The sequence below is a fragment of the Filifactor alocis ATCC 35896 genome (assembly GCF_000163895.2).
Lineage (GTDB): Bacteria > Bacillota > Clostridia > Peptostreptococcales > Filifactoraceae > Filifactor > Filifactor alocis.
In genome coordinates this window covers 328,854-341,805 of record NC_016630.1, presented here as the reverse complement: position 1 = coordinate 341,805, position 12,952 = coordinate 328,854, and the positions used below count along the sequence as shown (strand labels likewise).

Below are 12,952 nucleotides of genomic sequence, written 5' to 3'. Positions count from 1 at the left end.
CCTTATTTTTTTGATAATATGAGGAGGAATTATAATGCAAATTACTGCAGGAATGGTAAAAGAATTACGTGAACAAACTCAAGCAGGTATGATGGATTGCAAAAAAGCGCTGGTAGAAGCAGAAGGAAATATGGAAAAGGCTGTGGATATTCTTAGAGAAAAAGGCTTATCAAAAGCTGCTAAAAAAGCAGGAAGAATTGCAGCAGAAGGCTTGGTTTCTCTTGTTGTTTCTGATGATAAAAAGCATGGTGCAATTGTAGAAATTAACTCGGAAACTGATTTCGTAGCAAAAAATGAAGAATTCAAAAATTTTGTTTCTGCTGCTGCAGAATTGGCATTAAGAGCAAAACCGGCTGATTTAGCTGCTTTTAAAGCTTCAGAGTTAGAGAATGGAAAGTCATTGGAAGTTGTATTAAATGAAAAAATATCTAAAATTGGTGAAAATATGACTATTCGTCGTTTTGCCGTTGAAAGTCAAGAAAATGGAACAGTGGTTGGATATGTGCATGGAGCAGGAAAAATTGCAGTTTTAGTTAATTTAGCTACATCATCTGATTCTGAAAAATTACAAGAATTAGGAAAAGATATCGCTATGCAAGTTGCATCGATGAATCCAAAATATATTTCCAGTGATGATGTAGATCAAGAATATATTGCTCATGAAAAAGAAATTTTAATGGCTCAAGCAGTGAATGAAAATGAAGAAGAAGCTGCAAAAGGTAAAAAGAAAAAACCGATGGAAATTATAGAAAAAATGGTAATTGGAAGATTAAATAAAGAGTTAAAAGAAGTATGCTTGTTAGAGCAACCGTTTGTAAAAGATTCTGATTTGACTGTAGGCCAAGTTGTAAAAAATGTAGCAAAAGAAGTAGGTGCTGAAATTGTGGTGAAATCTACAGTTAGATTTGAAGTGGGAGAAGGATTGGAGAAAAAAGAAGAAAATTTTGCAGAAGAAGTTGCAAAACAAATGGGCAACTAATTTTTTGATAAAAAATATTTATCAAAAAATAGAAAAATTTAAAATATATGTGTGAAATTCAGAAAATAGGGGTATTAAATGAACAGCACATAGAGTGTGAATTGTATATTTTAGGGGGATTATAAAATGGAAACTTATGTATGTTCAGTTTGTGGTTATGTATACGATCCGTTGGAAGGCGATGCTGATGGTGGAATTGAACCGGGTACAGCATTTGCAGATTTGCCTGAGGATTGGACTTGCCCAAATTGTGGTGTGGGAAAAGAAGAATTTGAATTGGAAGATTAATTTCAGTTTATTAAACACACACATTTTTTCGAAGGTGTGTGTTTTTTATTATAGTTTTTATAAAAAATTGCACTATACTGAAAATGACAGTATATATTTTTTATCATATAGTTACTTTTTTTTATAATACTGAAAATAATATAGTTTAAATTAAGAGGGTTAATTATGAGTAAAAATATCTCTTTATTTTTAATGATGTTTATCGTGTGTTCAATCATATATGTTATATTTATAAATGAAAAGAATAATTGGAATTCAGAAAATCTTGTGAGAATATTAAGAGAAAGTAAAGATGAAAAAACTGATGAACCTTCAAAAAGTGCAATGGCAATCGGAATAATAGTAGATACCAATGATGGTGAGGAGAAAATAGCAGCGGTGGCGGCAGGAGAAATCGGGAAAGAAAGTGAACAAGATTATGGTCTGGCAATTGCAGAAGTAATATCAGATGATTTGTCAGGTAATTATTTAGATTTATCATTTAAAGTCAGCTCTACTGTTTCTTTAATGTCGGGAGGAACTGCTATAATTACAGCATATAATAATTTAAATGGTCATGTTTTAAGTAGTACTAAATTAACAGCTACCTCTGGCAGTGTTACAAATAACTTGAATAAAGAGTTTTTTATGTGGGTAGGAAATGCCAGTCAAGTGAAGATAACGATATCAGAACCTTTTGTCACAGTTGATACAGGATGTAGATATCCATTAGTACTATGTCAGTCTTTCATTCTTTATAGATAAAGATTGTGTTCTTCAGTAATTGTGATAATCAATAGAGTTGTTATTATATATAATGAAAATTAAAGGGTTTGTACTATTATGACAATAATTATCAATATGAATAGTACAAACCCTTTAATAAATTTGTGATATATTTGTTTCATTAGGCCAAGATGGTATCAATATCAATATATGGGGCATCCTTCCATAGCCGTTCTAAATCATAGAAAGCTCTTTCTTCGTTCTTGAATATATGAACAATACATTCTCCGTAATCTAAGACAATCCATTTTTGTGTATCGTATCCTTCTTTAGAATAGGCAAAATAAGATATGTTTTTCATTTCATCCTCTACATTCTTAGCAATTGCAGACACTTTTCTTTCATTATCTGCGCTTGCTATGATGAAATATTCTGAAATTGTAGATACTTTTTTGATATCCAGAATTACGATGTTTTCTCCAAGTTTGTCTTTTATGGCACTAATGATGGTTTTTAGCTCATTCACGATTCATTCTCCTTCTATTTTTTAAAATCTTTTCCTACAATGATTACAATATCCGGTTCTCTATAATCAATTGCACCGGTACCTTGTTTTATTTCTCCAACTTCTATAATACCGGATATTTTTTTTGCGAGACGTTCATTGTCCTTGTAATAAATTTTTGTTTTTTCATAGTCAAAATTACTTGCATTTCCACTATATGAAATAGGAAGTTCTTCAATTTTTAACAAATCAGATACTCGTCTTGTAATTTTTGGTGTTCCACACCCATTGTAAACAAAGATGCTATATTCCGGTTTTTTACTTTCAGAAGAAAGTTCTTCAATAGGTGCATTTTCAGTAGTGATATCTTCTTGTTTTTCATAAATGCCTTTATTTAGATACTCTAAAATATTTTGTGTTTCTTCTTCATCAATAATATAGTAGGAAATTCCATTAATAGTCTTTGCATTTCCGGGAACAGTTTTTTTAGGAATATCATTTGGATTTATTTTTATGATGGTAGCTGCCAAAGAAATAATTTCTTTTTTTGACATATCTGTGTCAACATATTGATATAGTGTTTCAAGATATTTAGGTATTTTGGTAATAGACTGTGCTGACAGTAGTTTGCGTAGAAAAGAGTCCAAAAAATATTGTTGTGCTTCGATTCTTCCCAAATCTTTATTTGCATACCCATGTCTATACCTTATAAATTCCATAGATTGTTGTCCATTTAGTGTTTGTATTCCGGGCTTGAAGTGGATGTGTAGATTGGAGGCGTTGTCATCATAATCCATATTTTGTAATATATTAATTTCTACCCCACCCATATCATCTACTGTTTTAATAAGAGCATCATAATTTACTCGAATATAGTGATGGATTGGAATATGAAAAGTATTTTTTACTGTTGAGACAGCAAGTTCAATGCCGCCATATTTATGTGCATGGTTGATTTTTGTTTTGTGTTTTCTACCATCAACTTTTACACGACTGTCTCTGGGGATAGAAAGTATATATCCTGTTTTTCCTACAGGATCAATGCTACATATAATCATTGTATCAGTTCTGGCGTTATCAGCATCTGTTTTTCCTTCAATAGTATCTATTCCCATAATCAGAACATTGACTCGTTCTTTTGCTTCTGTTGCATTTAACCAGTATTTTTCAAATTCGGTAGGTTTATTTGTTACCCCATCTTGTTTGAAATATATTGTTAAGGAGATTATTGAAAATAAAATAATAAACGCAATACTAATATTTTTAAGAAATTTTTTCACAAAAGATCACCTTTCTGTTTATGCAACGTTCCATTAAATCATTTCTTGCTTCAATAGTAAGAGGATGAATTAATTTATTTTCTTTTATTAAAAAAGCGATAGTATAGTTTAATGCATGATAGAATCCCAACTCTAAATCATAAGTAGAATATTGTCTTAATTCATTAACAAATGGATAAGTTCGACTTGGTTCTATGCAGTCAGCAAATGCAACAATCAACTCCAGACGACTCATATTTTTTCTGCCGGTAGTATGGTAATAAATGGCATTGAGAATATCTTGATCTAAAATATGATATTTTTCTTTGGCGATGATGGCAGCGACTTTTCCATGTAATAGTTGAGTACTCTTTTTTTCGATTTCGTCTATAGGACAATTTTTGTTTTTTAAAAACGAAATCAGTTCTTTAGATGAGTACTCTTTTGCATAATCGTGAAACCATGCTGCAATGATAGCTTTTTCTTTGTCTTCCTGAAAGATGTCACACAACATGGCAGATGTTTCTACAACACCTTGCGTATGTCGGAATCGTTCAGGCGATAAGGTGTTTTTTAAATGTAGTTTTAATTCTTCTAAATTCAAACGAATCACCTTGCTTCATACAGATGTTTTTTTTTGATGTACTGAAGTACATTGTCAGGTAACAAGTAGCGAACAGTTTCTTCCTTTTGTATGGATTGCCTAATTTTGGTTGAGGATATGTCTAATGATACAGTAGAAAAATATAGGACATCCATATTGTACTTTTGTTTTAAATAATACAACCTATCTTGAATAGATTTAGACGGAAGCGTTTCATTGTTTCTTAAAAAACAGGCAAAGGTTGCATATTGAGACAGTTGCTCAAAGTGATACCAAGATTCTATATTAATTAAAGAATCTAAACCTATAATGAAGAAAAATTCATCATTAGGATGGTCGGTTTTTAATTTTTTTAAAAGGTGTATTGTGTAGGATTTTTCTTGATGAAGTTCTTGATCCAGGTTAGATACGATAAAGTCATTGTTATCTTTAATAGCTTCCTTAATCATTTTCATTCTATGTTCAAAACTGATCAAATTCTTGCTATCTTTATGATAGGGGTGAATTGCAGGAATGAACATAACTTTATCAAGTGCAAGATAATCTTTGGCAGCTTCAGCTATATATAGATGAGCTATGTGGATTGGATTAAAAGTTCCGCCAAGTATTCCGATTTTTTGTGCCATGGCAATTACTCCTATAGTTTTAATTTTCTATTAGTCTATAAACATTATATCTTAAAATATAGTATAATTCTATGTTTAATTGAATATTATAGACTCTGAATCATCCCATTAAACTGTGCTTATCGACAAATACAGTTTTTAATAAAATTAATGCGTTACTTTTCTTGCAAGAAAATCTCCTGCTGCCTGAATAAAATATACAATGAGCAGGATGATGATAACGGTGACAATCATTGCGTCTTGTTTAAACCCTTGATATCCGTAACGAATTGCAAAATATCCGAGCCCACCACTACCGACAGATCCGGCAATCGCAGAGAAACTGAGCAAGCTTACTAAGGAAACGGTGATTGCATTAATAATTCCTCCTAAACCTTCAATTAAGATAACTTTTAAAATTATTTGAAATGGAGAAAAGCCCATAGAGGTATAAGCTTCTATTACTCCTAAATCAATGGAATATAGTGCAAGTTCAATCTGTTTTGCCAAAAATGGTATACAGGCAATGGTAAGAGGAAATAAAGAACCTTTTAATCCGATGCTGGTTCCCATGATAAAGCGAGTAATTCCGGTTAATGCAGTAAATAAGATAATTGCAGGAATAGAACGCAATGCATTTACTATTTTTGATAAAACGGAATAAAGCTTAGGGTTTTCTAATATATGTCCTTTTGATGTCACCAACATGATAATTCCAAGAGGAAGTCCGAAAAGTGTGGAAAAAAATCCGGAAATAGTTATCATAAGAATAGTTTCCCATAGAGAGGAAATAAGTTCTGGAAATAAATCTATTATATTTGGGAAATATACACTAATCATGAGAAATCACCTCGATTCTTGTTCCGGTTTGTTTAATATAATCAATCGCTTGTTTTATTTTTTCTGAATCTCCAAATAGTTCTACATATAAATTACCTACCATAGAGTTAGATATTTTTTCGATGTTTCCAAATAAAATATTAATAGAGATGTAATATTTTTGGATTACATCGGATATTAATGGAGAGTGAGTCGTATTTCCCAGAAACGACAGTTTGTATATCGTTTGTTTTTCATCTTTCATTTTTTCTAAAAATTCATCTCCGTGCATTGTTTGAGATACAAAAGCTTTTGTGATATTATTCTGTGGATTTGCAAAAATGTCAATCAAACTACCTTCCTCTACAACTTTTCCACTTTCCATCACAGCGACTTTGTTACATATTTGTTTTACAACCTCCATTTGGTGTGTAATAACGACGATAGTAATTCCGGTAGTTTTGTGAATTTTTTTCAGTAAATACAGAATAGATTTTGTTGTGTTAGGATCTAATGCTGATGTGGCTTCATCACATAATAAAATTTCCGGATTGTTACTTAATGCTCTTGCAATGGCAACTCTCTGTTTTTGTCCACCACTCAGTTGTCGGGGAAAAGCGGCAGATTTTTCTTCCAAACCAACTAACTTCAATAAGGAATTAACTCGTTCATTAATTTGGGTTTTGCTCATTCCGTCGCGTTTCAAAGGGGCTGCTATGTTGTCAAATACATTGATATTATTCATAAGATTAAAGTGTTGAAAAATCATACCTATGTTTTTTCTTTGTTTTCTTAATTCTTTTTGGGAAAGTGAAGATAAGTCAACACCTTTGATTTGTACTGTTCCTTGTGAGGGAACTTCTAAGAAATTAATACATCTAACTAAGGTGCTCTTTCCGGCACCGCTGTATCCGATGATACCAAATATATCACCTTTTTCAATATGAAGATTTACATTGTCCAAAGCTACTACGGTATTTTTTTTTGTGTGAAAATTTTTGGAAATATTTATTAAATTAATCAATTACAATCACCTCAATCATTTTATAATATAATACTTGTTATAATATCATTTTTTGCATTGCTATAGAATAAAAAAATAAAAAAAACAAAAAAAATTAACCTTATCTTTTTACAAGAAGTTCTTTTTTTGATTTTGAATACGATTTTATTTCAATTTCTCTTTTTAAAGCTTCTGATTTTGATGAAAATTCTTCAAAATAAACAAGAGAAACCGGTCGTCTACTGCGTGTATATTTTGCTCCAGTTCCGTTGTTGTGTTGTTCAACTCGTTTTTTAATATCATTTATAGTGTATCCGGTATACAGTGAATTATCCTTACATCTCAGAATATATACGAAAAAACTTATTTTTTTGTTCATAGATTCATTACCTTTCATAAATATTGGTGTATAATTAAAAATAAACAGATAGAATTCATCACTTACATTACTATAACATAGTTTGGATGTGTTGTTAGATAAAATTATTGGAATAATATTTTTTCGCCAAGAAAAAATATTACATTCAAATGATTTTAAAAAAATGCAAATTTAGTCAAAAGGGGAATAAATATGGTTAAAGGAGTAGGGGTAGATATTGTTTCTATAAAAAGGATGTCGAACCTATGTAGCAAGCATCCTAGGACTATAGATAGGTTGTTTACAGAAAAAGAAAAATATTATTTCAAGCAAAAAAACAATTCCATAGAAACGATTGCTTCTTTTTTCGCTGTGAAAGAATCTGTAGCTAAGGCGTTAGGAACGGGATTTGTAGGATTTTCTATGAAGGATATAGAAATTTTTCATGATTCTTATGGGAAACCTTATGTTACTTTGTATTCTAATGCCAGGATGGCATTGGAAGAAAAAGAAATATCTTATGTACATATATCTATTTCTCATGAAAGAGACAATGCAATTGCTTTTTGTGTTATGGAATAGTTTTATGAATGTTGGTATTATGTGAAAAATGTAAATAATATTACAAAATACAAAAAATCAAATAAAAATATGTAAATTAGTGATATACTGTATGAAATGAACATTTCAGAGGGGAATTTTTTGTGAGACAATACGGAGCAACTTGGGCTGAGATTAATTTAGATACATTAGAACAAAATTATAAAAATTTGAAACAGTTAATTACTCATAAAACAAAAGTATGCTGTGTTCTGAAAGCAAATGCATATGGGCACGGAAGTGTTGAAATAGCAAAGTTGTATGAAAATATGGGGATTGACTATATTGCTGTATCTAATATGGATGAAGCATTAGAATTGAGAAACGCAGGAATTAAGTTACCTATTACTTGTTTGAGTTTTGTTCCTGAATATCAGTATGAAGAATTATTAAAGAACAATATAGATATACCTATATATACTTTAAGTCAAGGAATAGCTTTGAACAATATTGCTCTGAAGCATCAAAAAGTTGCAAATGTTCATATTAAAATAGATAGTGGCATGTCTAGAATAGGTTTTCTGTGTAATGATATGGCAATAAGAGATATCAAACAATTGAGTAGATTGGATGGATTGCATTTTAAGGGAATATTTACTCACTTTGCAAGAGCGGATGAACGTGATAAATTCCATACACAAAAACAATTTTATGTTTTTTCTAAATTAATTCAAAGTTTAGAAAAACAGAATATAACATTTGATATAAGACACTGTTGTAATACTGCTGCAACAATTTGTTATCCTGAATACCATTTGGATATGGTAAGACTCGGAATAGCTTTGTTTGGTTACTATCCATCAAAAGAGGTTTCTGAAAAAAATGTTAATATTAAGCCGGCGATGAGTTTATTTTCAACAATATCGAATTTAAAAGTAGTAGAAAAAGGAACCGGAGTTAGCTATGGGCATAAATATATTGTGCAGGATGATTATGAAAAAATTGCAACAATCCCAATCGGATATGCAGATGGGTTTAGTAGGGCGTTAAGCAATAATTGTTATGTTAAGATAAAAGGAGATAAGTATCCGATTGTTGGTAATGTTTGCATGGATCAAAGTATGATTCGTTTAGATATATCCAAAGAATTTAATATAGGAGATAAAGTGGTTATTTATTCAGATGAACAAGACATGAGTGTGGAGCGATTAGCAAAAGCTATGGGGACAATCTCTTATGAGGTTTTATGTATGATGCAACGAAGAATACCGAGGATTTTTCGTAGAAAAGGGAAAGTTGTTAAAGTAGTAGATTATTTAAGAATGAGATGAGATTGTTCAAATAATTGAGTTATGCTATGATGTATTATAGTAATAGGAACAACGGTATTGTAGCACAATGTATTTGATTCAAGTAGCATTTGTATATTTATACTAAAACTCAATAGAATGATTTAATTATTTCTTGAAGAATCAAGTGTTTCAGACATTTGAAAAAGTTATGGACATGCTCTGTGAAAGTGTAAATAAACTGATTCACGAAACAATCAAAAGTATAACTTGTAGAGATTGGATTGGTTCAATCATTTAATTAGGTTTTAGTATTATAATAGTTGATGGACTTACAAAATCTATAGATAATTATGGAAAGTTGGAAATGATTATGATAAATACTATTGTAAAGAGAGGAGATATTTTTTATGCTGATCTCAGCCCCGTCATCGGTTCTGAACAGGGAGGAGTTCGACCGGTTCTTGTTGTTCAGAATGATATAGGGAATAAATATTCTCCTACAGTTATTGTTGTAGCAATTACTTCACAAATTAATAAGGCGAAATTACCAACGCATTTGGAGATTTCCGCAAAAGAGTTCGGATTGGCAAAGGATTCTGTAGTTTTATTAGAACAGATTCGTACTCTAGATAAACAGAGATTGAAAGATAAGATTGGGAAGTGTAGCCCCAGATTTATGGAAAAAGTAGATAAGGCGTTATACATCAGTTTAGGTTTGACAGATATGAGACGACGTTAGGCGATTTAATACATATAAGTAATTTATGAAAAGTACAATGAATTATTTTTACAGAATATGTTCTTTGTAATAAATAAAGTTATGATGTGATATGAAAAATAGTTTTTTGAATTATCTTTTGCTTGAACTATTGATTCGAATTTTATGATGAATTATGAAATATATAATAGTGATTTCTTTTTTCAAAAGAGTGTGTTATAATTTACAAGAGATTTTGCAGATATGGCGAAATGGCAGACGCGTGCGCTTGAGGGGCGTATGAACATTGTTCGTGGGAGTTCGAGTCTCCCTATCTGCACCATACATATTGTATTTTTTTGTAAAATGCTGTGAATATTGAAATCACGGCATTTTATTTTTTTGTATTAATTTAATGTCCTGTAGTTTCCTCATTCAGAACAATATTGAAAAATAAAAATTTTTGTTTGAATTATTTGGGAATAAAAAACGGACTATATCTACTTTGTCAGATATAATCCGTATAAAAATTTATTTAGTTACTAAAATTTCGTTTTTATAAATTAAAACACTTCAGCCATCATACATCTAACACTTCCGCCTCCATAGAATTCAATAGTGTTGATGTCAGCTACAAGAATAGGTGTTGTTTTTTCTATTTTTTCTACCTGTTCTTTTGTTAATGAATCATATGCCATTTTACTGATAGCGATAAAGTTTCCATCTTTTCCTTTTAATTCTAAGGTATTTCCTGCACAAGCTTTTAATTGATCCATTGTTAGTTCAATGATTTCGTTTCCACCTGCTTCTAATGACTCACGAACACGAGCTCTATCTTTTTCATCAATTGCATCAAGACCAACCAACGCAGTTTTTTCTCCGATTCCCATAACGATGTTAGTATGGTAAATTGGTTTTCCTTCTTGGTAAGAAACGAATGTTACTCCTGTATGTCCCGTTTCTTTACACCATTTGTCAAACATTTCTTTGTCTGCACGAGGACTTAGAGTACAGTATGCTACCTTGTTTTTTCTATCAATTACAATAGATCCGGTTCCTTCTAGAATTTGATTTCTTTCTCTGTTTTTAGAATAGTCAATGATAGTAAAGAAAGGTTCATCTTTTTGACTTTCTTCAGCAATCTTTTCTACAGTTGCACGGAATTTTGCAATTTCTGCTTGTCTATTTTCAGCAAACATAGGATATACTACCATCAAACCACCTTCGTGTGTTGAGAACCAGTTGTTTGGGAAAATGGAATCCGGTGTGGCAGGAGTTAATGTGTCTTGAAGAACGTGAACAGTAATACCACGATTTTCAAGTTCTTTTACAAGATTATCAAATTCTTCCAATGCTTTTTTTTGTACTTCGTTAACATCTCTGTTATCATTATTTTGATAAACATTGTTTACTGCAGTTTCTGCATTAAATTGAAATGCTACAGGTCTAACCATAACAATAGATGATGTAGAGTGTTTCATAAATTAATCCCTCCTAATTTTTGTGTAAAAATCTATCAACTTTAGATTTTAACTACTTATCATTATACAGTAAATATCGTATATTTCAAGTGATTTATGAATTAATTTAAACAGCGAAGAATCTATATTTTTCATAAATCAGTCTTTTTGCAAAGAATGTTTTTATGACAAGACAGTTGTAAAAACATTCTTTTTGATATATGATTGTTTTTGTGATTGAATAGATTTTATTTCACACAAAGATATTCAGGTAAAAATCTATATTTTTGTTCCATGAGATACATGATTTTACTGAAATTGACAAGGAGGAAAATAGTAATGAAAGAAAAAAACGATGCAAAAGAAAATTTTTTAAAGAAAAAAGGAATTGAAATGTCTTTTCAAAGATACGGAATTGATGTATTAGGTTCTATGGCGATGGGTTTATTTGCTTCTTTATTAATAGGAACTATTCTAAATACTATAGGTACTAAATTACATATTCCTTTTTTATCTGAAGTCATATGGCCTATAGCAAAAGATATGACAGGTCCCGCTATTGCAGTAGCGATTGCTATGGCATTGAAAGCTCCAAATCTGGTTATTTTTTCTTCAGTTATTGTAGGATTTGCAGGAAATAAGTTTGGAGGGCCGGTTGGCGCTTGGATTGCTACGTGGATTAGTGTAGAGTTAGGGAAAATAGTATCTAAAGAAACAAAAGTGGACATTATAGTTACTCCGGCAGTAACTATAGTTACCGGGGTATGGCTGGGAACTTTTTTAGGACCAGCGATTAACGCTGTTATGATTCGGTTGGGAAATATGATTATGGTTGCAACTACACTGAGACCATTTTGGATGGGCATGATTGTATCAGTTGTTGTAGGGATAGTTCTAACACTACCAATAAGCTCTGCAGCATTGTGTATGATGCTTTCTTTAGCAGGATTAGCCGGAGGAGCAGCGACCGCCGGATGTAGTGCACAAATGATTGGGTTCGCAGTAATTAGTTTTAAAGAAAATGGATGGAGCGGACTTTTGGCTCAAGGAATTGGGACTTCTATGCTACAAGTTCCAAATATATTAAAAAATTGGAAAATATGGATACCGCCTACAATGGCTGCAGCGATTACCGGTCCAATTTCAACCATGGTTTTTAGAATGGAAAACATTCCAATTGGTTCCGGGATGGGAACAAGCGGTTTTGTAGGACAAATAGGAACTGTTACTGCTATGATGGAATCAGGGAATTCCTCTATGAAAATTTATGGTGGAATTTTATTAATACACTTTATTCTGCCAACAGTATTAAGTCTATTGTTTTATAAGATGCTAAAGAGTGTGGGTTGGATTAAAGATGGAGATTTGAAGTTAGATTTATAAAAATAACTGTTTTATTGTAAATACAGATTACTTAAGATGGAGTATTGATTCAAATTAGGGTAATCTGTATTTTTATGATAAAAATTTTTTATATCACACGATTTGTATGTTTTACTTATTTTCTATATAATTCAGATGTTAGAGATTATAATGATTGCTTCTCAGTACTTTGATGATAGTGAGTTTTTTAAAGAAAGTATTTGTATTAAGTTCCAATTTGTGGTGGTTAAATTGGATTTATTATGAAACGATAATGTTGTGAAAATAGAATGTTCCTATATTTTTCTATATAAAATCAACTTATAGAATGGAATTTATGCATAAGAGCTTTTAGTTTTTCGATTAAATAATTTGGATGGTTAATTGAAGGTATGAAAGATTTGACATTGCAACACCTCTGTTGTATCATAAGGTGAGTAAAAATATTTTGTATTTGATTGATATTTTGTGTATTG

Annotated in this window: 15 protein-coding genes and 1 tRNA gene; 8 read left to right on the top strand and 8 right to left on the bottom strand. The window is 31.1% G+C overall.

Translation table 11 applies throughout. From position 1 onward, the window contains the following. Window positions 1-34: 34 nt before the first annotated feature. The 3 genes from tsf to HMPREF0389_RS01475 all read left to right on the top strand — a co-directional run bounded on the left by tsf (window position 35) and on the right by HMPREF0389_RS01475 (window position 2,011). Complete coding sequence (gene tsf / locus HMPREF0389_RS01485) at window positions 35-979, top strand: translation elongation factor Ts (protein ID WP_014261971.1); 945 nt, start codon at window positions 35-37, stop codon at window positions 977-979. A 126-nt stretch (window positions 980-1,105) separates the two neighbouring features. Continuing rightward, window positions 1,106-1,267, top strand: coding sequence for a rubredoxin (gene rd / locus HMPREF0389_RS01480; protein ID WP_014261970.1), 162 nt, complete (start codon window positions 1,106-1,108; stop codon window positions 1,265-1,267). A 165-nt stretch (window positions 1,268-1,432) separates the two neighbouring features. Then, window positions 1,433-2,011: a hypothetical protein gene (locus HMPREF0389_RS01475; RefSeq protein ID WP_014261969.1), complete on the top strand. Its 579-nt coding sequence runs from the start codon at window positions 1,433-1,435 to the stop codon at window positions 2,009-2,011. 142 nt (window positions 2,012-2,153) lie between these two features. Here the strand turns inward: HMPREF0389_RS01475 and rsfS are convergent, their stop codons facing one another. From rsfS to HMPREF0389_RS01440, 7 genes are all read right to left on the bottom strand, one after another. Then, window positions 2,154-2,498 carry a ribosome silencing factor gene (gene rsfS, locus HMPREF0389_RS01470; protein WP_014261968.1) on the bottom strand — a complete coding sequence of 115 codons (345 nt, stop codon included), beginning with the start codon at window positions 2,496-2,498 and terminating at the stop codon, window positions 2,154-2,156. 14 nt (window positions 2,499-2,512) lie between these two features. Continuing rightward, entirely contained in the window at window positions 2,513-3,757 is a 1,245-nt protein-coding gene (locus HMPREF0389_RS01465; RefSeq protein WP_041250745.1) for an LCP family protein, read from the bottom strand. After that, window positions 3,741-4,340 (bottom strand): bis(5'-nucleosyl)-tetraphosphatase (symmetrical) YqeK, encoded by a 600-nt coding sequence (yqeK, locus tag HMPREF0389_RS01460; RefSeq protein WP_014261966.1) that lies wholly within the window; start codon window positions 4,338-4,340, stop codon window positions 3,741-3,743. Before yqeK ends, HMPREF0389_RS01465 begins: the two co-directional genes overlap by 17 nt. A gap of 5 nt (window positions 4,341-4,345) precedes the next feature. After that, entirely contained in the window at window positions 4,346-4,966 is a 621-nt protein-coding gene (gene nadD, locus HMPREF0389_RS01455) for a nicotinate-nucleotide adenylyltransferase (protein ID WP_014261965.1), read from the bottom strand. 147 nt (window positions 4,967-5,113) lie between these two features. Next, window positions 5,114-5,710 (bottom strand): methionine ABC transporter permease, encoded by a 597-nt coding sequence (locus tag HMPREF0389_RS01450; protein ID WP_314024550.1) that lies wholly within the window; start codon window positions 5,708-5,710, stop codon window positions 5,114-5,116. A gap of 67 nt (window positions 5,711-5,777) precedes the next feature. Then, the gene (locus HMPREF0389_RS01445) at window positions 5,778-6,788 is read right to left on the bottom strand and encodes a methionine ABC transporter ATP-binding protein (protein WP_014261963.1); all 1,011 of its coding nucleotides are present in this window, start codon (window positions 6,786-6,788) and stop codon (window positions 5,778-5,780) included. Window positions 6,789-6,888: 100 nt separating this feature from the next. Continuing rightward, on the bottom strand, window positions 6,889-7,146 hold the full coding sequence (locus tag HMPREF0389_RS01440) for a GIY-YIG nuclease family protein (protein WP_014261962.1): 258 nt from the start codon (window positions 7,144-7,146) through the stop codon (window positions 6,889-6,891). 192 nt (window positions 7,147-7,338) lie between these two features. Between HMPREF0389_RS01440 and acpS the strand changes: the two genes are divergently transcribed. The 4 genes from acpS to HMPREF0389_RS01420 all read left to right on the top strand — a co-directional run bounded on the left by acpS (window position 7,339) and on the right by HMPREF0389_RS01420 (window position 9,997). Beyond that, entirely contained in the window at window positions 7,339-7,707 is a 369-nt protein-coding gene (gene acpS, locus HMPREF0389_RS01435; protein ID WP_014261961.1) for a holo-ACP synthase, read from the top strand. 122 nt (window positions 7,708-7,829) lie between these two features. After that, the gene (gene alr, locus HMPREF0389_RS01430) at window positions 7,830-8,996 is read left to right on the top strand and encodes an alanine racemase (protein ID WP_014261960.1); all 1,167 of its coding nucleotides are present in this window, start codon (window positions 7,830-7,832) and stop codon (window positions 8,994-8,996) included. Window positions 8,997-9,321: 325 nt separating this feature from the next. After that, window positions 9,322-9,696: a type II toxin-antitoxin system PemK/MazF family toxin gene (locus HMPREF0389_RS01425; protein ID WP_014261959.1), complete on the top strand. Its 375-nt coding sequence runs from the start codon at window positions 9,322-9,324 to the stop codon at window positions 9,694-9,696. Window positions 9,697-9,912: 216 nt separating this feature from the next. Continuing rightward, window positions 9,913-9,997: transfer RNA gene (locus HMPREF0389_RS01420), tRNA-Leu, on the top strand. Between the two features lie 220 nt (window positions 9,998-10,217). Here HMPREF0389_RS01420 and ctlX read toward each other — a convergent pair. Beyond that, window positions 10,218-11,135, bottom strand: a complete 918-nt coding sequence (gene ctlX, locus HMPREF0389_RS01415; protein ID WP_014261958.1) for a citrulline utilization hydrolase CtlX — start codon at window positions 11,133-11,135, stop codon at window positions 10,218-10,220. 318 nt (window positions 11,136-11,453) lie between these two features. On the opposite strand from ctlX, the gene HMPREF0389_RS01410 reads away from it, so the two are divergent. Next, window positions 11,454-12,497, top strand: a complete 1,044-nt coding sequence (locus HMPREF0389_RS01410) for a PTS transporter subunit IIC (RefSeq protein WP_014261957.1) — start codon at window positions 11,454-11,456, stop codon at window positions 12,495-12,497. The last annotated feature ends 455 nt before the right edge of the window (window positions 12,498-12,952 follow it).